The 26,260-nt window shown below is 40.0% G+C and carries 25 protein-coding genes; 11 read left to right on the forward strand and 14 right to left on the reverse strand.

Annotation, left to right across the window (positions count from 1 at the left end):
* Positions 1–12: 12 nt before the first annotated feature.
* Positions 13–810, reverse strand: coding sequence for an NAD-dependent epimerase/dehydratase family protein (locus tag AC1M84_RS09795; RefSeq protein WP_481594894.1), 798 nt, complete (start codon positions 808–810; stop codon positions 13–15).
* A 53-nt stretch (positions 811–863) separates the two neighbouring features.
* Between AC1M84_RS09795 and recG the strand changes: the two genes are divergently transcribed.
* Positions 864–2,909 (forward strand): ATP-dependent DNA helicase RecG, encoded by a 2,046-nt coding sequence (gene recG, locus AC1M84_RS09800; RefSeq protein ID WP_481594895.1) that lies wholly within the window; start codon positions 864–866, stop codon positions 2,907–2,909.
* 67 nt (positions 2,910–2,976) lie between these two features.
* Complete coding sequence (locus AC1M84_RS09805; protein ID WP_092768104.1) at positions 2,977–3,609, forward strand: ComF family protein; 633 nt, start codon at positions 2,977–2,979, stop codon at positions 3,607–3,609.
* A 17-nt stretch (positions 3,610–3,626) separates the two neighbouring features.
* Here the strand turns inward: AC1M84_RS09805 and AC1M84_RS09810 are convergent, their stop codons facing one another.
* Complete coding sequence (locus tag AC1M84_RS09810; RefSeq protein ID WP_481594896.1) at positions 3,627–4,028, reverse strand: NUDIX hydrolase; 402 nt, start codon at positions 4,026–4,028, stop codon at positions 3,627–3,629.
* A complete protein-coding gene (locus tag AC1M84_RS09815; RefSeq protein ID WP_092768108.1) occupies positions 4,025–4,624 on the reverse strand; it encodes an LOG family protein in 600 nt (199 codons plus the stop codon). The genes AC1M84_RS09810 and AC1M84_RS09815 overlap by 4 nt, the downstream gene beginning before the upstream one ends.
* 155 nt (positions 4,625–4,779) lie before the next feature.
* Between AC1M84_RS09815 and AC1M84_RS09820 the strand changes: the two genes are divergently transcribed.
* Complete coding sequence (locus AC1M84_RS09820) at positions 4,780–5,793, forward strand: CorA family divalent cation transporter (protein WP_035265042.1); 1,014 nt, start codon at positions 4,780–4,782, stop codon at positions 5,791–5,793.
* A gap of 110 nt (positions 5,794–5,903) precedes the next feature.
* On the opposite strand, the gene AC1M84_RS09825 is transcribed toward AC1M84_RS09820, so the two are convergent.
* The 8 genes from AC1M84_RS09825 to dxs all read right to left on the reverse strand — a co-directional run bounded on the left by AC1M84_RS09825 (position 5,904) and on the right by dxs (position 14,629).
* Complete coding sequence (locus tag AC1M84_RS09825) at positions 5,904–6,164, reverse strand: STAS domain-containing protein (RefSeq protein WP_218945337.1); 261 nt, start codon at positions 6,162–6,164, stop codon at positions 5,904–5,906.
* Positions 6,165–6,203: 39 nt separating this feature from the next.
* Positions 6,204–6,836 (reverse strand): MlaC/ttg2D family ABC transporter substrate-binding protein, encoded by a 633-nt coding sequence (locus AC1M84_RS09830; protein WP_035265038.1) that lies wholly within the window; start codon positions 6,834–6,836, stop codon positions 6,204–6,206.
* A 19-nt stretch (positions 6,837–6,855) separates the two neighbouring features.
* Complete coding sequence (mlaD, locus tag AC1M84_RS09835) at positions 6,856–7,536, reverse strand: outer membrane lipid asymmetry maintenance protein MlaD (protein WP_035265035.1); 681 nt, start codon at positions 7,534–7,536, stop codon at positions 6,856–6,858.
* On the reverse strand, positions 7,536–8,315 hold the full coding sequence (gene mlaE / locus AC1M84_RS09840) for a lipid asymmetry maintenance ABC transporter permease subunit MlaE (protein ID WP_035265034.1): 780 nt from the start codon (positions 8,313–8,315) through the stop codon (positions 7,536–7,538). Before mlaE ends, mlaD begins: the two co-directional genes overlap by 1 nt.
* The gene (locus AC1M84_RS09845; RefSeq protein WP_035265033.1) at positions 8,312–9,130 is read right to left on the reverse strand and encodes an ABC transporter ATP-binding protein; all 819 of its coding nucleotides are present in this window, start codon (positions 9,128–9,130) and stop codon (positions 8,312–8,314) included. The genes mlaE and AC1M84_RS09845 overlap by 4 nt, the downstream gene beginning before the upstream one ends.
* A 422-nt stretch (positions 9,131–9,552) precedes the next feature.
* Positions 9,553–11,367 (reverse strand): DEAD/DEAH box helicase, encoded by a 1,815-nt coding sequence (locus tag AC1M84_RS09850; protein WP_180028266.1) that lies wholly within the window; start codon positions 11,365–11,367, stop codon positions 9,553–9,555.
* A gap of 408 nt (positions 11,368–11,775) precedes the next feature.
* Positions 11,776–12,606 carry an inositol monophosphatase family protein gene (locus AC1M84_RS09855; protein WP_035265030.1) on the reverse strand — a complete coding sequence of 277 codons (831 nt, stop codon included), beginning with the start codon at positions 12,604–12,606 and terminating at the stop codon, positions 11,776–11,778.
* 118 nt (positions 12,607–12,724) lie between these two features.
* Positions 12,725–14,629, reverse strand: coding sequence for a 1-deoxy-D-xylulose-5-phosphate synthase (gene dxs / locus AC1M84_RS09860; RefSeq protein WP_481594897.1), 1,905 nt, complete (start codon positions 14,627–14,629; stop codon positions 12,725–12,727).
* A 317-nt stretch (positions 14,630–14,946) separates the two neighbouring features.
* Between dxs and ribA the strand changes: the two genes are divergently transcribed.
* Positions 14,947–15,549 (forward strand): GTP cyclohydrolase II, encoded by a 603-nt coding sequence (gene ribA, locus AC1M84_RS09865; RefSeq protein WP_481594923.1) that lies wholly within the window; start codon positions 14,947–14,949, stop codon positions 15,547–15,549.
* Positions 15,550–15,636: 87 nt separating this feature from the next.
* On the opposite strand, the gene hemN is transcribed toward ribA, so the two are convergent.
* Entirely contained in the window at positions 15,637–17,007 is a 1,371-nt protein-coding gene (hemN, locus tag AC1M84_RS09870) for an oxygen-independent coproporphyrinogen III oxidase (RefSeq protein ID WP_481594898.1), read from the reverse strand.
* 245 nt (positions 17,008–17,252) lie between these two features.
* Between hemN and hemF the strand changes: the two genes are divergently transcribed.
* From hemF to AC1M84_RS09895, 5 genes are all read left to right on the forward strand, one after another.
* Positions 17,253–18,194 (forward strand): oxygen-dependent coproporphyrinogen oxidase, encoded by a 942-nt coding sequence (gene hemF, locus AC1M84_RS09875; RefSeq protein WP_035265021.1) that lies wholly within the window; start codon positions 17,253–17,255, stop codon positions 18,192–18,194.
* 241 nt (positions 18,195–18,435) lie between these two features.
* Positions 18,436–18,648 carry a hypothetical protein gene (locus AC1M84_RS09880; RefSeq protein WP_035265018.1) on the forward strand — a complete coding sequence of 71 codons (213 nt, stop codon included), beginning with the start codon at positions 18,436–18,438 and terminating at the stop codon, positions 18,646–18,648.
* Positions 18,649–18,732: 84 nt separating this feature from the next.
* The gene (gene aroE, locus AC1M84_RS09885) at positions 18,733–19,521 is read left to right on the forward strand and encodes a shikimate dehydrogenase (RefSeq protein WP_481594899.1); all 789 of its coding nucleotides are present in this window, start codon (positions 18,733–18,735) and stop codon (positions 19,519–19,521) included.
* Positions 19,522–19,901: 380 nt separating this feature from the next.
* A complete protein-coding gene (locus AC1M84_RS09890) occupies positions 19,902–21,725 on the forward strand; it encodes an acyl-CoA dehydrogenase C-terminal domain-containing protein (protein WP_481594900.1) in 1,824 nt (607 codons plus the stop codon).
* A gap of 171 nt (positions 21,726–21,896) precedes the next feature.
* Positions 21,897–22,502, forward strand: coding sequence for an SRPBCC family protein (locus AC1M84_RS09895; RefSeq protein ID WP_481594901.1), 606 nt, complete (start codon positions 21,897–21,899; stop codon positions 22,500–22,502).
* A gap of 59 nt (positions 22,503–22,561) precedes the next feature.
* On the opposite strand, the gene AC1M84_RS09900 is transcribed toward AC1M84_RS09895, so the two are convergent.
* Both AC1M84_RS09900 and hemW read right to left on the reverse strand, forming a co-directional pair.
* Complete coding sequence (locus tag AC1M84_RS09900) at positions 22,562–22,975, reverse strand: hypothetical protein (RefSeq protein ID WP_179999230.1); 414 nt, start codon at positions 22,973–22,975, stop codon at positions 22,562–22,564.
* A 125-nt stretch (positions 22,976–23,100) separates the two neighbouring features.
* On the reverse strand, positions 23,101–24,255 hold the full coding sequence (gene hemW, locus AC1M84_RS09905; protein ID WP_481594902.1) for a radical SAM family heme chaperone HemW: 1,155 nt from the start codon (positions 24,253–24,255) through the stop codon (positions 23,101–23,103).
* A gap of 113 nt (positions 24,256–24,368) precedes the next feature.
* Between hemW and AC1M84_RS09910 the strand changes: the two genes are divergently transcribed.
* Entirely contained in the window at positions 24,369–24,830 is a 462-nt protein-coding gene (locus AC1M84_RS09910; protein WP_481594903.1) for a DMT family transporter, read from the forward strand.
* Between the two features lie 99 nt (positions 24,831–24,929).
* On the forward strand, positions 24,930–26,234 hold the full coding sequence (locus tag AC1M84_RS09915) for an MATE family efflux transporter (RefSeq protein ID WP_481594924.1): 1,305 nt from the start codon (positions 24,930–24,932) through the stop codon (positions 26,232–26,234).
* Positions 26,235–26,260 lie beyond the last annotated feature (26 nt).

A 26,260-nucleotide genomic window follows, 5' to 3' on the forward strand; every position in this document is an offset into this window, starting at 1 on the left:
GTTTTTTTATGCCTAAATGAGTTCTCGATAATCCTTAAAAAATTGAGCATGTTTCAATTTAAAACCAGTGCTTAACATTCGAGAGGCATAAATTTTCTTTCCACGCTGTGCCTCACTCAATAATTTTAATGAAGGGATGTTTAACTGCTTTTGGAACCACAGAATAATTTCATGTAATGGAATGGGTTGATTATTACTACAAATATAAGTTTTTTCTGGATGTTCCACGTGAAGTAAATGGACAAGAAAACCCGCTAAATCTTCGATATGAATTCGATTCGACCAATGCACATTGGGATAGTCCATTGTATTTTGAGCAAGCTGCATCATTCTCTTCACGGATACGCCATAAATACCAGTGGGTCTCACAATGATACATTGCTGTGGAAAGGCTTCTTGCCAAAGCTTCTCCATTGTGGCTAACACTAATGCTTTCTCATCTTGCGGATTGATCTCTGTTTGGTCATCAATCTCCTCCCCTTGATCTTGTCCGTAAACGCGTGTCGATGAGACAACAATAATCTTTTTGATAGGATGCAGTGCCAGCTGATTTCTCATATGTGGAATCGCATCTATGAAAGCTGCTTTATACCCGTTTAGTGATGGGTCTTTGGGTGCAATCAACACGTATACTGCATCAATAGGCGACAATTTCGATAAATCAAGTTGGTGTATATCTTGTTGAAGATGCATAGCACCTGCTTGATCTTTCCTGCTTAAACTGACTGTGGTAATTTGATGTCCTTGTTGAAATAATTGTTTAGCAACATGTTGCGATGTTTTACCATAACCGATAAATAGAATATGCATGTAAGACCTATTCTCTAGTGTTATAAATTCAATTTAAGCAAAGTTGAGGGGACATGACTGCAGTCCATCAGTTGCAAGGTGTAGGAAACGCCGCTGCCGCTTTACTCGAAAAATTAAATATCTGGAATACGGATGATCTTTTGTTTCATCTGCCTCGAGATTATGAAGATCGCAGTACTATTGTGCCCATGAATCACCTTCAAGTAGGTCGAAGCTATTTACTTGAAGGCACTGTCGCATCAATGGATATGCCGCCCGGTAAACGCAAATCCATGGCAATATTATTACAAGATGATTTTGGAAAAGTCACCTTACGTTTTTATCATATTTATAAAGCATTGATGGATCGCGCAAAGCCTGGAAATCGTTTAAGAGTGTTTGGTGAAGTCCGAGTAGGCGCTCGTGGCCTAGAAATGTATCACCCAGAAATTCAATTGATTACGGAGCATACACCACTTCCAAAAACGCAGCTAACCGCAATTTACCCATCAACGGAAGGACTCACTCAACCTAAACTGCGCGAATATATTAAACAAGCTTTAGCACAACATGCCCATGATTTACCAGAACTGATTCCTGCAAAATTTACCAATGGGTATGCTTTAAAAGAAGCACTAGAATATATTCATCACCCTCCCACCGATGCCAATATGTTGCAACTGGCTGAAGGACAGCATCCTGCGCAGCAACGTCTCATCTTTGAAGAATTAGTCAGTCATCAAATTAGTTTATTGACTCGTCGTGCATACATTCAGCAGATCTCCGCACCTGCATTTTCAGCCAGTCGAACATTTGCCAAACAACTTCTCTCCATACTTCCCTTTGAAATGACGAATGCTCAAAAACGTGTTTCAAATGAAATTTTGAAAGATCTTAAACAAAACAAACCGATGCTCAGACTGGTACAAGGTGATGTAGGTGCAGGCAAAACCTTAGTAGCAGGCATTGCGGCATGTCATCCACTCGAAGAGGGATGGCAAGTTGCTCTTATGGCACCGACTGAAATCCTCGCAGAACAACATTATTTAAATTTTAAAAAATGGTTCGAACCACTCGGCATCCAAGTTTCTTGGTTATCAGGCAAACAAAAAGGGAAAGCACGCGCTGCTGCAGAACAGCAGATTAGAGAAGGCTCTGCCCAATTGGTCGTCGGCACTCATGCACTATTTCAGGATAACGTCCAGTTTCATAAATTGGGTCTTGTCATCATTGATGAACAGCATCGGTTTGGAGTTGACCAGCGTCTAGCATTACGAAATAAAGGGGCACAGGATACGACACCACATCAGTTAGTAATGACCGCCACGCCTATCCCACGTACGTTAGCAATGTCAGCGTACGGCGATTTAGATACTTCTGTGATTGATGAGTTACCCCCAGGGCGTACTCCAATCCAAACAGTCACTATTCCACTCGATCGTCGTGAAGAGGTCCTGCAGCGTATTGCGACAAACTGCGCTGAAGGTAAGCAGGCTTATTGGGTCTGTACATTAGTGGAACAATCAGAGACGTTAGATGCCCAAGCCGCTGAAGCGACTTATCAGGAGATTAAAGAACGCTTTCCGCACCTCAATATTGGTTTGGTTCATGGCAAAATGAAAGCTGATGAAAAACAAGCTGTCATGCAACAGTTCAAAGACAATCAATTACAACTGCTGATCGCAACAACTGTGATCGAAGTTGGAGTGGATGTACCAAATGCATCCATCATGGTCATTGAAAATGCGGAGCGACTGGGTCTATCTCAACTACATCAATTAAGGGGGCGTGTGGGTCGAGGTGCTAAAGCAAGTTTTTGCGCATTATTGTATAAAAGTCCTTTATCGCAGAATGGACAAGAGCGTTTACGCATTATGCGTGAAACCAATGATGGCTTTTTAATAGCAGAAAAAGATTTGGAAATCCGTGGCCCAGGCGAACTGTTAGGAACGAAACAAACTGGAGACATGGGCTTTCGCGTGGCTAAATTGGAACGTGATGACCATCTGTTAACTCAAGCACACTATGTCGCGACTCAAATTTTAAAAGATTACCCACATCAAGCGGATGCTCTTCTTAAACGATGGTTACCAGAAGCACCTAGATATGCGTATGTTTAATATGTTCCTTAATCAACGAACTCAGTTATAATCATAGGTACTCACAATAAAAATAACTTGAGCCATGATGCTGAGCCCTATTCATAACCTCTATCACACATTATTATCACGACGCGCTTGCCAATTATGCGGATTCTCTCCAACTCAAACCCACAGATTATGTGATGACTGTTGGACAATGCTCCCATGGAAAAGCCCTTCACTCATTCATCGACATGAAAGAAATATTTATGCTTGTTTCGACTATAGCTTTCCTATAGATCGCATTATTCACTTATTCAAATATGAACAACAACTTCATTATCAAACTTTTCTAGCACACACATTGCTAGAACTTAAACTGAAACGTTTTCAAGCGATTGTACCTATGCCTATTTCAAACGAGCGCTTGAAGGAGCGTGGTTATAATCAAATGATGGTCATCGGAAAAATTCTTTCCAAAAAACTGCAAATACCCATTTGGCAGCCAATTGAACGTTCAGCACAACACTCACAGAAAGGCTTAACACGTGTAGAAAGAATCGAGGATATTCAATCTCAATTCAAACCAATACGTTCAGAAAAAGGAAAGTTTAGAAATATCCTGATTATTGACGATGTCGTGACCACAGGGAGTTCAGTCAATGCGTTGGCCAATGCACTAGAAAAGCTCGGCTGTCAGAACATTCAGATCGCATGCATTGCAGCCGCAGAATATTGACACAGTCACTTTAAGTTTTAATCGGCATTAAAATGCTGCCTACACCAAGGAATCACGATTTCTCGAGTTAACGGTGCTAAAGGCGTAGCATCATCATCTAAATCGATCCATTTCATTTCAGCAATTTCTGCATGAATGTGAGGCTCTTGTTTAAGCTGAACTCGATAGAGATAACTAATCAACTGATGATCCGCTTCATTTGCAGCTTTGGTTTCAAAACGACCTATATATTGATCTATTACTGCCTCAGCGCCAATTTCTTCTTTAATTTCTCGCAGAATCGTGTCTCCAGAAGGCTCATTCTCCTCTAACTTCCCACCAACCTGCATGAAAAACTGGGTATTCTTTTTTCGAACCAACAACAACTGCTGATCCTCATTGGAAATAATCGCTGCTGCGACAGTAATGATTTTGCTCATGTATCTAGTTTCACCAAATCTTCTCGATCTTGGACACCCCATTTCGGTTGTGGTGCCTGATAAGACTCGAATTTTGACACAATATCCTCGATTGAAGTTGAATTGATTAATGCATTGGTAAAGCGAGCTCGAGTAAACTCTTGATCTGTCGTATGTTGAATGAATTGTAATAAACCATCATAAAACCCGTTGATGTTTAAAAATGCGCAGGGTTTAAGATGAATACCGAGTTGCGCCCATGTCCATTGTTCAAAAATTTCTTCAATTGTTCCTGCACCACCCGGTAAGGCAATAAAACCATCCGACAAATCTGCCATCAGCGTTTTACGCTCATGCATACTGGTAACAACGTGAAGTTCAGTCAAATTTGGATGTGCTAATTCACGATCCACCAATCCTTGTGGAATCACGCCAATGACCTTTCCACCAGCCTCTAATGCACTATCCGCAACAATACCCATTAATCCTGAACGACCGCCACCATACACCAAGGTCTTGCCTTGTTGCGCTAAATATTTCCCTGTTTTCTTTGCTGCATCAGCATAAACAGGATCGGAACCTAATGTTGAACCACAAAATATTGCAATAGAATTCATTTAAAATTAGCCTTAAGTTTTTATAACAACAATTAAAATGATATGTTCTGTGTTTTTTAACCCAATTAATGATGGAATTGGTTTTTTTTCATGGCATCCTTGTCTAAAATACACCCATCGTTCACACACAAACTGCGCAAGGGAGAAAAGATAAAATGCTTGAAGCCTTTTATGCCACAGAGCGCGGTAGTCTAGAAGATGCAACGATCAATGGTGGGTTTGATTTACACCCTGAATTGGTTTGGATCGATTTAATTGCACCCTCTCAAGATGAGCAAGAATGGGTTTTAGATGCCTATAAACAAAATCTTCCAACACTAAAATCATTAGAAGATATTTCTTCATCTGCACGATTCTACCGTGATGATGATGGCATTTTACATATCAGTACGTATTTTTTAACGAAAAATAAAAACTACCAAGTCGATGGTGACCCTGAAGAGTCATCCAATATGCTAGGAACGGTTCAAACCGTTGCATTTATTTTACATAAAGATCGACTATTTACTTTACGTGGTGAAAAGCTCGTTGCTTTCCGTGCCTTTCGAGCACGTGCTCGCCGTAATGATTACGACATTGACTATAAAGATCCGACTTGGATACTTTTGGGTTTACTCGAAGCTAAACTCGATGAGCTTGCGGATATCTTAGAAGATATCCACAAGGATCTAGAACTCTACTCTACAGAAGTATTGAATGTTCGCCACCGTGAACAAATTCTTGATCTCGATGATATGATTACCCGTCTTGCTCAAAAAGAAGATATGTTGGGTAAAGCGCAACTCTGTTTAATTGACTTACGCCGCGTTCTGACCTTCTTAGCAAGACCCCGTGCCTTAGGCAGTCATATTTATGATGCTGATATTCGAGAACTCAGTGAGGATGTTCGCTCATTAGTAGAACATGATGCATTCTTGTTCCAGAAGGTTCGATTCCTATTGGATACCACTTCGGGTTTCATTAATACTGAACAGAATGATACGATTCGTCGATTCTCGATTTTACCTAGCATGCTTGCTCCCCCGATGTTGGTGGCCAGTATTTATGGTATGAACACTGATGTACTGCCCTTTGCTCAAGGAACGACGAGCTTTGTTGTTGTCAGTCTGATTATCCTAGTATTCTTATTTGGACCACTGATTTATTTTAGATGGAAAAAATGGATTTGAGTACGCTTTGATGTCGCGTTTTTTAAACAACGTATGAAGTACCTTCTGTTGATTAAATTACTATTTTAAAGCGATAAAAAAGCACCCTAAGGTGCTTTTTTATTTTTCAATCAAATCAATTTTAAATCATTTTCTAAATGGCAAGATTGAATGATTTTCATCATTTTTTCTGGCACAGATTTAAACTGTAAACTCGATGTTCCAGGTGCTTGACGCAATAAACGCACTAAAACAGCTAGCGCCAGAGTACTACCATGTTCAAGACCTGATAAATTTACAGTAAGTGGAAACTGCTTTGCCTGCTGAATCAACATTAAACCTTGTTGATAATACTGTTCAGCATTGTCGAAGCTAATTTTTCCAGAAACCATAATTTCTTGATCTTTGAGTGAAATCACAATTGTTCTCTGTTATTTTTTCTCAACTGCAGCTTCAGCATCAGGCTTGAAGTTTGCAATTGCTTTATTGATATCGCCGCCATTACGCTTCACCGTAGCAGCAAACTGATTACGGAATTGCAAACCTAAGTCAATTCCAGAAACGTTGATATTGCGAATCTTCCACTGATCACCTTTATCAGCCAATTGGAACGATACAGGGATCTTCTCACCCTTGTTAATAAAATCAATCGTTACAACAGGGTTTTTAGTGTTAGATGCTTTATACGGACGAATTGTATATGTCTGATTAGAAAACTTAGAGAAAGCACTACCATAGTTTTCAATCAATGTTTCACGGAAGTTCTTCTCAAACTGTGCGCGTTGAGCAGCATTACTATATTGATTCGTCGCATAAGTTCCCATCACGATACGAGTAAATGATTGCGAATCAATATATGGATCTAAATTTTGACGAACAATTGCGCGTACCGCAGCAGGGTTATTTTGCAACTTAGCTTGGTCTGCTTTTAAACGTGAAATTAAGCCATCAGCTACTTTTTTGATAAATGCAGGAGGAGTCTCCGTAGGTGCAGCAAATGCTGTACTCGCAATCATCGTCGATAAAACGCTAACAGTCAGTGTTTGCTTTACGAACGTATTCATTTATTTTTCCTCTATTTAATCATTCAACAAAAGAAGCAGTTTCATCTGTGAATTCCACAGTTTCTGCATCTGATGAACCATTTGAATCTTTTTTCGCAGCTGAATCACCAGCACCACCTGTCACAAATTTAGACACTAAGTCTTCAATTTCCATTGTGCTTTGTGTGTTGCCAATTTGATCACCACGTTTTAAATAATTTAAACCACCACCTGGAACAATTTTGAGATACTTCTCGCCCAGTAAGCCATTTGTCGCTACCATAATGTAAGCATCTTCATCAATATTGGTGATGGAGTTCATGTTAGCGATCAGTTGCTTTTCCATTTCTTTTTGTTGCGATGGCGTAGCAGCTTCATAGTCACTGCTATAACGCAACTCTTCTAAAGCACCTTCTTGCACAGTTTTAAGTTGTTCATCATTGAAAGATGTCAGCTCACCATCTAAATTAATTTTCACTGTTGCAAGACGTGTTAACGGATCTAATCTGATCGACTCAACTTCACCAACTTTTACACCGCTCAGTGCAACTTTAGCACGTGGTTTAATACCATTCACATTATCAAAAGTTGCGGTCATGCTATAACTGTCTTTTAAATTTGTCCCAGCTAAGCCACTTACTTTCATTGCCAAGAAAAATAATGCACAACCAAATAGAATCACGAATATTCCAACTGCGAGCTCACTCGTACGTGATTTCATTACACACCTCCAAACATGACCGCAGTCAAAACAAAATCAAATCCTAAAACACATAGTGATGAATACACTACCGTTCTTGTTGTTGCTGTCGCAATGCCTTCTGATGTAGGCTCGCATGAATATCCCTGATATACGGCAATCCACGTACAGATTAAAGCAAATACAAAGCTTTTGATGATCGTGCCATTAAAGACATCTTTATAAAATTGAACGGCACTTTCCATACCACTCCAATACGAACCTTCATCAGCACCTAAAAAATCCACACCGACCATTTTTCCGCCCATAATCCCCACAGCAGCAAAAATTACGGCAAGCATAGGCAAACTAAATATACCTGCCCATAAACGTGGTGAAATAATGCGTTTAAGTGGATCAACACCGATCATTTCCATACTAGACAATTGTTCAGTCGCTTTCATCAAACCAATTTCGGCGGTTAAAGCAGATCCTGCACGCCCCGCAAAAAGAAGTGCAGCAACCACTGGCGCAAGTTCACGCAACAAGGTCAACGAAACTGCTGCACCAAGCATCGCTTCACTGCCGAAAGTGACCAAAATGCTATACATCTGCAAACCCAAGACTGCACCTATAAACAGTCCTGACACCACAATGATAAGCAATGATAATACGCCAACACGGTACATTTGATAGATAAAGAGTTTGACTCCAATCCAAGTCGGCATCGAAAATAAAATTTGAACTAGCATAATGGCTGCAACGCCAATACCTTGAACACGCTCTATAACGCGTCTACCTAGTGAGGCTATCGCATTCATGTACGCACCTCATCACTTAAATACGCTTGATGACTAAATTGATAATCCACAGGACCTTCGACCGAACCTGTTAAGAATTGACGGACGAAAGGCGAACTATGATTCTTTAACTGATCAGGTGTGCCCTCGCCTTGTACTTTACCTTCCGCAACCACATAAATGTAATCTGCAATAGATAATGTTTCAGCAACATCGTGAGACACGATAATGGTCGTTAGGTCTAACGCTTCTCGTAAAGAACGAATCAATCGGGTTAAAACCCCCATTACGATGGGATCCTGACCAGCAAATGGTTCATCGTACATAATCAAATCTGGATCTAGTGCAATTGCACGAGCTAACGCCACACGGCGATTCATCCCCCCAGAAAGCTCAGAAGGCATCATTTGCTCAGCGCCACGTAATCCCACAGATTCGAGTTTTAAAGCGACCAGTTCTGCAATCAGATGTTCAGGCAATTGAGTATGGGCGCGGATAGGGAAAGCTACATTTTCATAGACAGTCATATCAGTGAAAAGGGCACCACTCTGAAAGAGCATCCCCATACGAGCACGTGCTTTAAACAATTCCTGACGACTCATTTGGCTAATATTTTTGCCATCCAACAAGACCTCGCCTGCATCAGGTACAAGTTGCCCCCCAATGAGTCTAAGAAGCGTGGTTTTCCCCGTCCCTGAAGGACCCATAATGGCAGTAATTTGACCCTTACGAATCTTTAAATTGACTTGGTCGTAAATAACACGATCACCACGATTAAAGCTTAAATTTTTTACTTCGATCAACGCTTGCTCATCGATTTGTATTTGATTATTCATAGCTGAGCGTGTTCCTACAATTTTTCAGCTTGCATACTATACTCTGAAATAACTGAATTTAAATGTTATTTATAAAATACAAGGTTAAGCGGACATTGTAGCATTATTGATCATTTTTATTAATTTTGCTTATAGAAAGATGTGTTTTATTTATGAAACAATGATTTGAAATTATTCTTTTTTAAAAATTTATAATGTGATACTAAAAAAATAATAGGCAAGATTAAGTAATACCAATAAAAAGAACACGTACATCATGATTGCACCCACATTCATTTGCTTCGTCTCAAGCATTATAATCTTATTATTCATATTTTACATTTACCATAAATAATGTGAACTTATTCACTTTTATTCTAACAGATTTTTTTATATGAGCAATAAAAAACCAGCCCGAAGGCTGGTTTATTTAGCTATACCGATTAGTCGTTAAATTTACGACGTGGGCGATCGCTATTGAATTCACGCTTTGGACGGTCATCACCAAATGTACGTTTTGGACGATCAAAACCACCTTCACGACGTGCTGGACGGTCACCGAAATCACGTTTTGGACGGTCACCAAAACTGTTTTCACGAGGTTTATAATCTACACGGTTACCACGATTGTCATCGTTAGAACGAGGGCGATCACCGAAATCACGCTTTGGACGATCATCAAATGAACGTTGCGGACGGTCACCGAAATCGCGACGTGGACGATCTTCGCCATTAAACTCACGACGTGGACGGTCATTGTTAAACTCGCGACGTGGACGATCTTCACCATTGAATTCACGACGTGGACGATCATTGTTGAACTCGCGACGCGGACGATCTTCGCCATTAAACTCACGACGTGGACGGTCGTTGTTGAACTCGCGACGTGGACGATCTTCACCATTGAATTCACGACGTGGACGATCTTCACCAAACGAACGGCGTTCGCCATCACGGTTACCTTCGCGACGTTTGAAGTTTGATTCACCTTCAAAACGACGACCACCACCGAAACCACCACGGCCACGGCCTTCACCACCACGGCCACGACCGCGACCAGCGCCATCACGACTACCGCGTGCTGGAGGTGGAGATGGCTCAAGACCTTCAATTTCAGAAACTTCTAGACGTGCATCTAAGTAGTCTTCTAAAGCACGAATTTTACCACGTTCACGGTAAGTCGCTAATGTGATTGCTTTACCAGTACGACCTGCACGACCTGTACGACCAATACGGTGTACATAATCTTCGTTCTTCATTGGAAGACCAAAGTTAATCACGTGTGAAATTGTTGGTACATCTAGACCACGTGCTGCAACGTCAGTTGCAACTAAAATTTTTGCGCGACCTTCACGAATGCTGCGCAAACGACGGTTACGTACAGTCTGTGGCATTGCACCATGAAGTGCTACAACTGAAAGACCAGCTTCAGACAGTTCTTCTGCAAGCATATCTGTATCTTCTTGCGTAGAAGCAAATACAACGGCTTGATCAAGATCTTCTTCATTTAACCAATGTGTTAAAAGCTTTTTCTTGTGCTCAAAACCATCAGTCCAATGTAGAGTCTGAGTGATGTCAGTATTCGTCGTGTGACCAGTTTCAATCGCAATACGTTCTGGCTCATTCATCATACGTTCTGCCAACGTAATAATACGTGGTGCGAAAGTCGCAGAGAACATTAATGTTTGATCACGGTTACCCGCTAAATCACTGATCGCCTCTAAATCTTCAGAGAAACCAAGATCAAGCATACGGTCTGCTTCATCTACGATTAATGATTTAACTTTGTCTAATTTGATTTGACGACGGTTTACAAGATCAAGTAAACGACCTGGAGTCGCTACCACAACTTGTGCACCTTTTAATTGTTGGATTTGTTTACCAAAAGGCATACCACCCATAATCGCAGCAATACGAACACCTTTCATGTGACGTACAAATGCAATCGCATCTTGGCTCACCTGTTGAGCCAATTCACGTGTTGGGCAAAGTACTAAAATTGTAGGTGCAGTTACAGCACGCATACGCTCTTTGAAAGAAAGCAACGTATCTTCACTACCCGCTAAAGCGTGAAGTGTAGGTAATAAGAATGCAGCAGTTTTACCAGAACCTGTTTGGCTTGATACTAAAAGATCTTTACCATCTAAAGCAGCAGGAATTGATTGTTCCTGAACAGGAGTAGGCGATGTAAAGCCTAATGCTTGTAATGCTTGTTGAAGTGATTCGTGTAGTGGAAAATCAGCAAAAGTTTTGCTCATAGAGTTTTTCACCCGAAAATTGGGTGCTCCATTAAATAAAGTCTGATGGACATCGGCAAAAAGCGGTACAGCAATAATCGCTGAAAATATAGAATCAGCGGCGATCCGAGAACGACGATGCGTATAACGCACACATGATTACAGCCTGAACCTGAAGGAATCGCTTTTAGCGATTGGGTGGGGCGCGAAATAATGTCCTCTCTTTGGACCGGACGCGCATACACAATATAGAAGAGAAATGTTCAGGTAATGAACGAAATTTAGTGCGTGCGCGGAGTATAACAGATTTTTTTATAATGTCATTAAGTTTAATTGCTTTTTGGTGCATTCAAGTACAAATATTCAAATTTATCATGTTTTGGAGATAAAAAAGCTCCCTATTAGGGAGCTTTCATAAATTTGATCTGCTTATTTAGCAGCAGCACCCCAAGCTGGGACAACTGCTTGCATCAATGGTTTCAATAATTTCATAGAACAAGCCAAGACTTGACCATTTTCCATTGAGTTTGAACCACCGCGCGCATCAACTACTGTACCACCAGCTTCTTTAACAATTAGCTCACCCGCTGCGATATCCCATGGTTTCAAACCAAGTTCGAAATAACCATCGTAACGACCAGCAGCAACATAAGCTAAGTCGAGTGCTGCTGAACCTAAACGGCGGAATTGAGCGCCTTGTTCAGATACTGCCAACAAAGAATCGAAGTGATTTTTTGCATAAGAAACTACTTCGCCATCGCGTTTAGCACGATATGCATGACCAACAGCCAAGAACGTACGATCTAAACTATCTTTTACATTCACACGAATACGACGTTGGTTCATCATTGCACCGCGACCGCGACTCGCAGAGAACAATTCATCTTTGATAGGGTCATACACAACACCGTGTTGAGTCACGCCTTTATGTTGAACTGCAATAGAAATACAGAAGTGTGGGACACCATTAATGAAGTTTAAAGTACCATCTAAAGGATCGATCACCCAACACCAATCAGCATCGTGACCTTTACCTTCTTGCATACCAAACTCTTCACCAAGGAAGCTGTGATTTTTATAGCTTTTGCGCAAGATATCGATCGTCAATTCTTCAACATAGCGATCAACGCGAGTCACAGGACCTTCGATACCTTTTTCTTCAACTTGCAGATCAAGTTTATGACGATTCTGATGCGCTTTTAAAAGCTCTTGACCAACTGTTTGAGCCGCACGCGCAGCCATCACCACCATAGGTTCCATTGAACACCCACTACAAATTTGAAGATACTGATAAAGAATAATGCATAAAAGCGCCGACATTTTATCAAATATCGGCGCTTTTAGGTAAAAAATGTTTCTAAAATTTTATGACTTGTATTTAAACCACCTGTACAAGCTTTAACCAAGCTTGTTGAATTGAAGATTGGATACCTTCTGCATCCAATCCACAATCTTTAAGCATCTCACCATGACTGGCTTGTGCTAAGAATTGATCAGGTAAGCCTATGTTCAAAACTGGCTTGAGAATGTGTTCGGCCATTATAAATTCATTCACAGCACTTCCAGCACCACCCATGACTGCATGCTCTTCAACCGTTACAAAAAGTTGGGTTTGATCTGCATATTGTCGAATGATTTGACCATCTAGGGGTTTAACAAAACGCATATTCACAACGCGTACTGCAACATCCAATTGATCAACTAAAAGCTGAGCAGCATGTTCTGCAACACTCACGCGGCTACCGAAAGCTAAAATAGTAATCACTTCTTCGGCTTTTACATTCAGCTCCAAAGTTAACTCAGCTTTACCAATTTCAAGCGCTGTCAGTTCTTTTTGAATTTCAACACCTAAACCATTTCCGCGTGGATAACGTACTGCAGCAGGACCCGGGTGCAAATAAGCGGTATGTAGCATTTGACGGCATTCATTTTCATCTTTTGGTGCCATAATCACGATATTCGGAACTGTACGCATAAATGCGTAATCGTATGCACCAGCATGGGTTGGTCCATCTTCACCTACTAAACCTGCACGATCGATACCAAATGTGACATCAAGGTTTTGTAATGCCACATCATGAATGAGCTGATCATAACCACGCTGTAAGAAGGTTGAATAAATTGCCACTACTGGTTTTAAACCTTCACACGCCATACCTGCAGCTAAAGTCACTGCATGTTGTTCTGCAATTGCCACATCAAAGTAACGATCAGGATATTGTTTGGCGAATTGCACCATACCTGAACCTTCACACATGGCAGGTGTAATGGCTAACAACTTATCATCTAGCTGGGCTTCATCGCACAACCATTGCCCAAAAACATCAGAATATTTGGGCGCTTTTGTTGAAGCTGCTGCAGCATTTAATTTAGCAATTGCGTGATATTTTATTTGATCTGCTTCAGCAGGTGCGAAGCCCTTACCTTTCTTGGTATAGATATGAATTAAGCGCGGCCCCTTACGTTTTTTTAAGGCACTAAATACATTAACAAGTTCATCGACATTATGACCATCGAATGGACCAAAATAGTCAAATCCAATCGCTTTAAATAAGTTATCTGCAGCCTCTGTAGCAGCACAATGTAAGCGTGAAGTGTAGTCCCACTCAGGATAATCCTGAATAAATGGATTACCCTGCTCATCAATATGCACAGACTGCCCTTTTTCCCAAATCGCAGCCAAATGTTTTGCAAAACCACCCGTGCTACATGAAATCGACATATCATTATCGTTCAGCACCACCATGAGATCAGCATTATGTGCAACAGCATCATTCATGGCTTCGAATGCCATCCCTGCTGTCATTGCACCATCACCGATAATTGCAACCACTTCACAAGGATCTTTTTGATAACGACGAGCTAAAGCCATTCCCAAACCCGCTGAAATAGCAGTCGATGAGTGGCCCACACCAAAAGTATCAAATTCAGACTCTTCACGAGCTGGAAACGCCGCCAAGCCATTTTTTGCACGAATTGTAGTCAGTTGCTCACGACGTCCAGTCAAAGCTTTATGTGGATATGCTTGATGTCCCACATCCCAGATAAGACGATCATGCGGTGTATTGAAACAATAATGCAAGGCAACAGTTAATTCGATTACACCTAGATTGGCACCGAAATGCCCACCACTTTGTCCAGCAGCATACAAAATAAATTGACGTAGCTCGTCCGACACTTGACTCAATTGTTCTTTGGCTAGTTGACGCAATTGCATTGGATGATCAATCGCATCCAACAAAGGCGTAACAGGACGTTGACTAGGTATTTCGGTATACAACATATGTGGCAATGCCTTCTAAAGCCTGGCAAATCCTAAGCTAGGTAAATGGGTTAGCTCGATTCTTCTTATTGATCGAGAAATCGAAAAAAAACACCTTAAATCAACCACATTTATATTGGTCCAGTGTTGAGCTTTCGCTAAACGGGCGTTGTTAGGTAGCTAGATTATCCTGAATATCGATGCTACTTATCAACTATTATCTTGTGCTTTGCAAAAAAAAGGAAATCTTCTGTGTAAATTTGCACAATGATACTCAACTATGGTCTGATCATTCAGCTATACTTTAGCCAAATTATGAACATGTAATGGAAGTCGCTGTGCCTATAGAGTTTGTTGCCACATCTAAATTACCCACTGCCTTTGGTGATTTTAAAATCACTGTTTTTCAAGACCCTAAAACTGGTGAAGAACACGTAGCATTGTCAAAAGGATTAGATACAGCACCCACCTCTCCTGTCTTGGTTCGAATCCATTCCGAATGTTTAACAGGCGATGCTTTTGCTTCATTAAAATGTGATTGTGGCCCACAACTTCAAGCAACTCAAAAACTGATTAACGAAGCAGGACAAGGCGTAATTTTATATTTACGTCAAGAAGGTCGTGGTATTGGTTTAACCAATAAAATTCGTGCTTATGCCTTGCAAGACCAAGGACATGACACAGTGGATGCTAACCTGATGCTCAACTTACCCGCTGATGCGCGTAAATACGATATGTGCAGTATCATGCTGGATCACTTACAAGTGAAACAAGTCAAACTTGTCACAAACAATCCTCTCAAAATTAAAGCTTTAACTGATTTAGGAATTGATGTGATTGATCGTGTCCCTTTAACGGTCGGTTTGAATAAATTCAATGAAGAATACTTAAAAACCAAACATGAGCGCATGTCACATATGTACCAAAAGGATGATTTTTAACTACAGCATAATTTAATCGTTGTAAAAAAATACCCCGATGCTTAGGGGTATTTTTTCACTTAGACTCAATCTAATTTGTGAAGATGACTATATCGTCATAGAAAATATCCGATTTTCAGGTTTGTTTCTTTTTAACCTTAAATCGAAAGCCATACAGATATTTCGTACAAATGGTTTTCCAGCTTTCGTTACCTTCAATCCATATTCACTCATCTTCACAAGTTGGTCATTTTGCATTTCAGCTAAATCTTCTAAAACTTGTGGTCGCTGTGCAAAATCCATGTCACCTTGCCAATTCGTCTCAAAGTGGCACATGAGATTTAAAATGTGTTTTCTGATTTTCAAATCTTCTTCTGTTAAAAGATGACCTTTAAAAACTGGAATTTCATTTTGTTCTAATCGAGCATAATAATTTTCAAGCGTCTTTTCATTTTGGGCAAAACCTTGCCAACAATCGCCAATAGCTGACATCCCTAAACCAATCATCACTTCTGTTTTTGAAACGGTATATCCCATGAAATTACGATGTAATTGTTGGGCTTGAAATACCTGATACATATCATCATGCTCAAGCGCAAAATGATCCATCCCTATTTCATGATATCCAGCAGACAATAATTTTTGTTTTCCTTGCTCATAACACTGTCTTTTCTCTTCATCGCGCGGAACATCATGGTCTTTAAAACCACGTTGCCCATTACCTTTGATCCATGGTACATGTGCATAACTGTAAAAGGCTAAACGATCTGGCTTAATTTGAATGGTTTGATCAATTGTGTTTAAAACATCATCTAAATATTGAAAGGGCAGCCCGTAGACCAAATCATGCGAAATAGACGTATAACCAATTTCACGCGCCCATTCTGTAACCTGCTTTACGTGTTCAAAAGGTTGAATTCGGTGGATCGCTTTCTGCACGGTTTCATTATAATCCTGCACGCCAAAGCTAACGCGTCTAAAACCCAATTCAAACAGCGTCTTTAAATGATCGTAAGAAGTATTATTAGGATGTCCTTCAAAACTAAATTGATGATCTTCAGCTACTTCTGATAGTGCTAAAAGCCCATCAATCAACTGTTTAAGATGCTGAGGAGAAAAAAATGTAGGTGTCCCTCCCCCTAGATGTATCTCTTTAATCCAAGGACGCTCTACAAATAACTCACAATACAATTTCCATTCTTTTAACAAAGCCAAAATATAAGGCTGTTCCATTTCATGTTTTTTAGTGATTTTTTTATGACATCCACAAAAAGTACATAAGGACTCGCAAAAAGGTAAGTGAATGTAAAGGCTAATACCATGTTGGGTATTCGATTTATCAAAACGTATTTTTAGTTTTTGCTGCCATAGTACTTGATCAAAAGTCGACTGCTCCCAATACGGAACTGTGGGATAGCTCGTATATCGAGGACCTGGAACATTATATTTTTGCACCAGTGAAACAACGTTTTCGAACATATCCCCACCTTTAAAATTACCACATATTAAAAGCTTAACTGCTTTCAGTCGTCCTATTTTGAGGAGCTTATTCTTTTAATTCAACCTAGTATCTTGGTCAGGATTCATAAGTAAATTCAAATCACAAAGTACTTTTACCCTGACTAAACTTAAATCTCGATCTGCTATATCGATAAAATCACCTTAATCTTTCACACAATTTATGTTTTGATGTAGCTAGTTTTTCATTGCCCAAGAGGCTTGGTATGTCACACCCGACTTCTGCAGATATTCAACGTGTTCGTGAATTTTTACTCGACTTACAAACTCGAATTTGTGCTGCGCTTGAACAACAAGAACAACAAGGTGGCGGTAATGCCCAATTTGAGATTGATGATTGGGAACGTCCCGAAGGTGGTGGTGGCAGATCACGTGTATTGCAAGATGGTACGGTGATCGAAAAAGGTGGTGTGATGTTCTCGCACATCAATATTTCAAAGTTACCAGCATCTGCTACCGAACGGCACCCACATATAGCTGGCGCACAAGCACAAGCCATGGGGGTTTCTTTAGTGATCCATCCTAGAAATCCAAATGTGCCGACCTCACATGCCAACGTAAGACTATTTGTCGCAGAAAAAGAAGGACAAGATCCTATTTGGTGGTTTGGCGGCGGTTTTGATTTAACGCCATTTTATCCGAATGATGAAGATGTTAAATCATGGCATCAAACTGCGCACGATCTTTGTGCACCTTTTGGCGATCATGTCTACCAAGATCATAAAAAATGGTGTGATGATTATTTTTATTTGAAGCATCGTGATGAACAACGTGGTGTCGGTGGATTATTTTTTGATGACTTAAATCAGTGGGATTTCGAAACTTGTTTTAAATACATGCAAGCTGTAGGCAATGGATATCTCAATGCGATTCTACCAATCTTCCAACGTAATCAAGATAAACCCTATAGTGAAGCTCAACGCGATTTCCAATTGTATCGTCGTGGGCGCTATGTGGAATATAACTTAGTTTACGATCGAGGGACGTTATTTGGATTACAAACTGGCGGTCGAATTGAGTCTATTTTAGTAAGTCTTCCTCCATTAACGGGTTGGAAATACAGACCTGAATGGGATGAAGGCTCTGCTGAAAAAAAATTAACCGACTACTATTTAAAACCGAGAGATTGGCTCGCTGAACTGCATTAAATGTAAATCACTCGCCCTGTTAAAACAGGGCTTTTTTGTTGAGCAATATATTCATCCCATTGTCTAACGAAATTGAATAATTCCATTACATTCTCTTAGAAAAAAAGGCACAATAGATAAATTGATTAAATTTTGTCACACTTCTGACACAGCTCTTAAGTTTAATTTAAGCAAAGTACTGTACAATCAATTTTTACTTGTATTACTCATGGAAGTTTTTACTTCTGCATAAGGAATCGATATGCAACACAACTCTATTCGCGCACGTGTTGTCGTATTTTGGACACTGGTTATTGCTCTTTTGAGTGCAATCAGTACCACTATATTTTCAGAAACACTACTCAATGATAGCTTTGGTTTTAGCTTGATGGTGTTTGCAGCTGTTGGTCTACTGCTCAACATTGCGCATATTTTACTTCATACCCTATTTGAAATTTGTAACCCAAGTCATTAATACACTTCATTGAATATGTTCATATTGGGAACTTTCTGCATTTGACGTATATTGTTTGCTACTTCTTCATCAGGAATTAGAGCAATGCGCAAACAATTTGCCGTAATTGGAAATCCCATTGAACAATCTCGATCTCCAGAGCTTCATCATGCGTTCGCACAAAAGACTGGGGTGATCCTTGAATATAGCAAACGCCTTGCTCCTCTCGATGGTTTTACACAGAGTATCAATGAATTTTTTAAGGCTGGTGGTATTGGTCTGAATGTCACGGTGCCGTTTAAAGAACAAGCTTTTGCACAATGTGATGTACTCACTGAACGTGCCAAAATTGCAAAAGCAGTAAATACACTATGGATGAAAAATGGTGTATTGCATGGCGACAATACCGATGGCCAAGGACTTGTTGCAGCCATTCAACATTTAAATTGGCCTCTTGAGCAAGCAAGCGTGCTTATTTTAGGCGCAGGTGGTGCAACACGTGGCGTGATTTATCCACTGCATAAAGCTGGTGTAAATAAAATCATGATTGCTAATCGAACGGTTGCTCGCGCAGAGCAATTGATTCAGGACTTACAACCTGCTGTCCCAGATCTAGAGCTAAACGCTTGTGGTCTTGATCACATAGCAGGTGAATTTGATATTGTTATTAATGCTACCTCGGCAAGCTTATCTGGCGATGCAATCACTCTACCTCAACAGTTAAAATTCAAATATGCCTATGAAATGGCCTATGGCAAACCTTCCACTTTCCTTGATCAAGCGAAACAGCGTGGAATTCCGACTGCAGAAGGATTTGGAATGCTCGTTGGACAAGCGATTGAATCTTTCGCGATTTGGAATGGTGTGCGTCCAGAATTAAAAGATTTTATTTAGTTTTTGCACACGTTTAGTGCCTTGTGAACAGTGCAATTTTTTAAATTGCACTTTTTTCTCTCTATAATATCGATTAAATCTCTTCGAATTGATTTTAGTGACATATTTTTAGTGCATATTCAAATTGAATAAATTCAAATTAAACATATGATCATCCACACAACAAAACCAACCTAAGCTTATGTATTAATAATATTATTTTTTCTAATAAACTCCTACTACAACAAATGAATTCAGTTTATATTCATTCAAGAGCCTAAACACTAATTCGCAATTCTGACATTTATTTCCGTGACTTACATCAATGTTTTTTTAGTGTTGTAGGTCAATAATCGGATCATCTAACAAGTATTTTCTCTATTCAAATTAGGAAAAGTTCAATGCCTGCATATAAAGCGCCCGTACGTGATATTCGTTTCTTAATGAACGAAGTTTTTGATTATCCTGCGCACTATAAAACTCTAAGCAACGGCGAAGCTGCTGACTCTGATACTGTCGATATGATTATCGAAGGTGCTGCAGATTTCTGTGAAAATGTATTATCTCCACTTAATCAGTCTGGAGATGAAGAAGGCTGTCATTTTAAAGATGGCGAAGTCAAAACGCCTAAAGGTTTCAAAGAAGCTTACGAGCAGTTTGTACAAGGTGGCTGGCAAGGTCTTTCGTATCCTGAAGAGTTTGGTGGTCAAGCACTGCCTATGTCGCTGAACCTGATCAAATCAGAAATGATGGGTACAGCAAACTGGTCTTTCACGATGTATCCGGGCTTAAGTATGGGTTGTATGAATACCATCATGCAATTTGGTACTGAAGAACAGAAAAACACCTACATGCCTCACCTCACTGCTGGTACATGGTCAGGCACAATGTGTTTAACTGAACCACAATGTGGTACAGACTTGGGTCAAGTTAAAACTAAAGCTGAGCCTAAAGGTGACGGTACTTATGCTATCACAGGTACTAAAATCTTTATTTCTGCGGGTGAACACGATTTAACTGAAAATATCATTCATATTGTGTTGGCACGTCTTCCAGACTCTCCAGCTGGTACGCGTGGTATTTCATTATTCATTGTTCCAAAATTCATCCCAACTGCTGATGGTGGTGTAGGCGAACGCAATCCTGTGGCTTGCGGTTCTATTGAACACAAAATGGGGATCAGAGCATCTGCTACTGCCGTACTGAACTTTGATGCTGCAACGGGTTATCTGATTGGTGAAGTCAACAAAGGCTTACACGCAATGTTTACCTTCATGAATACGGCGCGTATCGGAACTGCTGTTCAAGGTTTAGCACATGCAGAACTTGCATTCCAAGGTGCATTACCTTATGCAAAAGAACGTATGTCAATGCGCGCACTCTCAGGTAAAAAAGAGCCTGAAAAAGTAGCTGACTCAATTATCCATCATGCTGATGTTCGTCGTATGCTTTTGACTCAAAAAGCGATTGCTGAAGGTGGCCGTGCAATGATCTATCATGCTGCACAGCTTGCTGACAAAATGACTGATGCTTTAGCTCAAGGTGATCAAGCGAAGTTTGATGATTACGATGATAAATTAGGTTTCTATACCCCAATTTTGAAAGGCTTCTTAACAGAGTTAGGTTTAGAAGCAGCAAACCACGGTATGCAAGTCTTTGGTGGCCATGGTTATATCAAAGAACATGGTATGGAGCAGATCGTTCGTGATGCGCGTATTTCAACGCTTTACGAAGGTACAACTGGTGTTCAAGCACTAGACTTAATCGGTCGTAAAGTACTGTTATCTTCTAAAGGCAAAGTCGTTCGTGACTATACAGCTGAAATCTTAAAATTCTGTGGCCAGCACGCACGCAATAAATACATGCGCCGTTTTGCTTGGGACTTAACTAAGATTTGTGCACAATGGAACGCATTAACTGTACGTATTATGCTTGCTGCACGCAAAGATCGCGACATCGTTTCAAGTGCTTCTGTGGATTACTTAATGTTCTCTGGTTATGCAATGATGGCATATTACTGGGCTCAACAAGCAGCAGTGGCATCAGCGAAGTTAGCATCAGGTGATGGTCAAGAAACTCCAGAATTCTACAAAGCGAAAATCAAAGTTGCAGATTTCTACTTTGAGCGTTTACTTCCTCGTGCTCAAGGTCATGCTGAATCTATGGTTAACCCTTCGAAAACTTTAATGTCTTTAGAAGCTGAACACTTCAGTTTTGATTACTAAGATTTCATAGAAAAAAGACCGCCAAGGCGGTCTTTTTTTATTGATCGAATAAACTATCTTACTTTAAGAATACGAAATTACATTTAGAGCAAGAATACAACAGTGGTATCTTGATCAAGCGATATAAATATTCCAAATGAGCTTTTATCAAGATACAAAAAGGAAAATAATATGCATAAGACATTGATCTCCTTCTCTTTACTCAGTGCAGTCTTTTTCGCTACAAATAGCTTCGCTGAATCGGATATTAAACATCACCAACAAACCACGACGTATTCAACAAAGAATTTGAATTACTCGGCGAGTGGCTCTGCTGAAGTTATTATTCATCGCCCTGTGAGTGAAGTCTTTAATATTTTAACCAATGTAAATCTTTGGCCAAAAATTAATGTGGGTGCAACTCAAGCCATCGAGCCTAAGAATATTCGCGTTCAAAAAGGTACGACTTTTAAAGAGTTTATTAGCAGCCCGATTCCAGGCATAAAAGATTGGAGTAATGAATGGCATGTGATTGAGTTTGAGAAAGATAAGAAGTTTGTTATCGCAACCATAGAGCAATTTGCTCAAGTCCCAATCCATTCAAAAATTACCTATGAATTTGATCGTATCAACGCTAATAGCACAGAATTTGAACGAACTATTGAAGTAACTTTAGACGATAAATTCATTCAAGGCGCGACAAAACAAGAAGTTGAAGCCCTGTATCGTTTTATTGGTTCTCAGTGGGAAATGGCTAATCATTTAAAAAAATATGTTGAAGATCAACGCTCAAATTAAGGAATAAAAAAGCACCTGATTGAATATCCAATCAGGTGTTGTAAATTAATGCATATATTTTAATGCTCACGGTACTCTTTAATCTCTATTGGCTTATCTTTCACGAGTTCAACTGTTCCCTCATTCAAACCATTGAAATTTTTAAAATGAATTGAAACTCCATCTTCATTTGCAAGTTTCACACCACTTGCAGCAACCGTGCTCTTCAAGTGATAAACCGCATCTGAGTTATCCCTGAGTTCTGCCGTTTGAAAATTGTCGTTTGTTTTTAGCTCTAATGTTAAATCCATTGGTCCAGTAAAATGGATCACCTGTTCACCTTCAGCACGAGCAACTTGATCAACAGGCGCAGAAGCTTCAGCATTTAAATGCGCTGGTCTCTCTTGTTCTGACATTTGCTCACTATTTTTGTTTTTATCAGCACAACCAACGAATGCCAATCCCAAGATTGAAGCCACTAGAACTAATTTCATTTTTATTACCTATCTTGATGAGAACCATTAAAAAACCCATCATTATTTTCACAGTAAAGGAGCGAAATAAGTGTGGATTTAACAGTTTCACTGTTAAAAATTACATTGGAATTTAACTATAGAACTTACAGAAACTCCTCAAGCAATGAGTTCAAATATAAATGTCCTTGAGCAGTGCATGACAAACGGTTTGGATCATCTACCATTAATTTTCTGTCAATCAATGACTGAATTTGAACTTGGATTGATTTCAAAGATAAACCTGTACGAGCTTCATAATATGAGGTTGGTACACCTTGATTAAGTCGCAGTGCATTCATCATAAATTCGAATGGCATTTCATCAGCTTCAATTTTCTTAAACTGCAAATGCTCTGCAGGGACTTTCGCTAGATAATCTTTCGGTAATCGTGTTTTTTGGTAACGATATACACCATCACTTAGCGTCACTTTAGCATGCGCACCAGCACCAATCGCTAAGTAATCGCCAAATTGCCAATAATTTAAATTATGTGCTGAGGGTTTTTCTTTACGCCAAGCCGACACTTCGTAGTTAGTAAAACCATTTTCGATTAAATAGGCCTCACCCTGTACCTGAATTTCTTCTAATACATCATCGACAGGCAATATAGGTTGAGTTCGAAAAAATACGGTATTGGGCTCAATGGTTAACTGATACCACGAGATATGTGTAGCACCGTGCTCCACGGCAAGTTTTAAGTCAAGTAATGCTTGTTCAAGCGTTTGTTCAGGTAAGCCGTGCATTAAATCAACATTAATTCGCTTAAAGCCTGCATCCTTCGCCAAACCAATTGCTGAAATTGCATCTTGGTTGGAATGAATACGCCCCAGTTTTTGAAGATGATTCGAGTTAAAACTTTGGACACCTAAAGACAATCGATTGATCCCCGCCTTTAAATAATCTGCAAATGGATCATGTTCTACCGTGCCCGGGTTGGCTTCTAAGGTAATTTCACAATCATCCTCAAACGGAATCAAAGCGCTTAGCTGAGTAAATAGCCATTGATACCCTTGAGCAGAAATGAGAGAAGGAGTACCTCCACCTATGAACACGCTATGAATTTGACGATCCTGAGCAAAATTTATCTGTGTTTTGAAATCCTCAACCAATGCTTGTAAATATTCTTTCTCCAACGCCATGGACAATGCCCCATTGGGTACTGCATGCGAATTAAAGTCGCAATATGGACATTTACGCACACACCACGGCATATGAATATAAAGTGACAATGGAATATCTTGTGGATTCAAAGTAGCCAAACGTACAGCTCAAAAACTTAAAAAACTTATTTTAACATGACTACACCATAACGCTCAGAACTGATTCAGTTTTTACTTTACACTCAATATAAAACAAGGACGTGGGTGCATTTATGTTTAAAGTCGCGAGCCAATTTTTATTCTTTATCCCTTTAGCACTAGGGATCGGAATCGCAATGACCTTCCAAACTGCGATTAATACGCAATTACGTGAATATTTATATTCTCCATTACAAGCTGCACTTTTATCATTTTTGATTGGTACAATAGTTCTCGCAATACTGGTTTTTTTTCAACAGACTGAAAAACCACAATTGAGCGAAATTTTACAAATTCCTTGGCATCTTTGGCTTGGCGGTTTTTTAGGTGTTTATGCCATCAGTATTAGTATTTATTCCGCACCTAAATTAGGTTTCTTAACCTTATCGGCATTAATTATCTTTGGACAGATTGTTATGTCCATGATAGTCGACCATTTTGGAATTTTAGGTACAGAAAAAATTGCCATTAATTGGCAGCGCATTTTGGGTGGCGTGGTGATTTTTATAGGTGTGCTTCTCACTTTACAACGCTAAACCTTCATTCTAAGCACATAAAAACGATGAGTAATTTTTGTGTCTAATGTGACTGCAACTTCCAACATCAGTTATGAATTAAAAAAACTATTTCATCTCATGATCCCAATCTTGATTACGCAATTTTCGCAAGCAGGACTAGGGCTGATTGATACCATTATGGCAGGACATTTATCTGCATTAGACTTAGCGGCAATTGCTGTCGGGGTCGGTCTTTGGATTCCTGTCATGTTGCTATTTAGCGGCATTATGATTGCAACAACGCCGTTAGTTGCTGAAGCAAACGGTGCGAGGACTCCAGAGAAAATTGCCACTATTACACGACAAGCATTATGGGTTGCTTTAGTTCTCGGGATTATTGCTGGTCTAGTCTTACAGATTCTCCCCTATACGCTTCCTCTTCTTGGCGTTCCAGAGTCACTTCACCCTAAAGCTGGCCTATTCTTACATGCGATTGGATTCGGTATGCCAGCGGTCACTATGTTTGCTGCACTACGAGGATACTCTGAGGCGATTGGTAATCCACGCCCAGTGACTGTGATCAGTTTAATGGCCTTAGTCGTACTTATTCCGCTTAATTTTGTGTTTATGTATGGTCTAGGTCCAATTCCTGCATTGGGAAGTGCTGGATGTGGATTTGCAACGGCAATTCTACAGTGGCTGATGCTGATCACGTTGGCATTGTATATCTTGAATAATCAGGCATATCAAAAAACCCAACCCTTTAGTCATTTTGAAAAAATTGATCGCTACTGGTTAAAACGCATCCTTGCTTTAGGTTTCCCAATTGGCTTGGCTATCTTCTTTGAGGTCAGTATTTTCAGTACCGCTGCAATTGTATTGAGTCCATTGGGTGAAATTACGGTAGCAGCGCATCAGATCGCCATCTCCATTACGTCACAATTATTTATGATCCCGATGTCTCTCGCGATCGCACTTACCATCCGAGTGGGAACGTATTATGGTGAAAAGGATTACCAATCTATGCGTAAAGTCCAATGGTTGGGTTTAGCAACAAGTACTGTACTGGCAGTAATGACCATGGTTTTATTGTGGGTCTTCCGCCATCAAATTGTCGCGTTATATACCTCTGATGTATTGGTGACTCAAATTGCGGTTTACTTGGTGCTATTCGCTGTTGCTTACCAACTGATGGACGCTTGGCAAATCAGTGCTGCAGGATGTCTAAGAGGCATGCAAGATACGAAGGGTCCTATGTGGATTACTATGCTTGCCTATTGGATGATTGCATTCCCTGTAGGCGTATATCTCTCTAGATTTACCAACATTGGTCCTGCGGGTGTATGGATTGGATTGATCGTGGGGTTAAGTATTGCCTGTGTACTCTTACTCGGACGTTTATATATGAATAATCAGCGACTTGAGCGTAGTCAATCATCATGAACAATAAATCCCGAATGCTCGGGATT

It is taken from the genome of Acinetobacter sp. 24-47-66, from assembly GCF_056779755.1.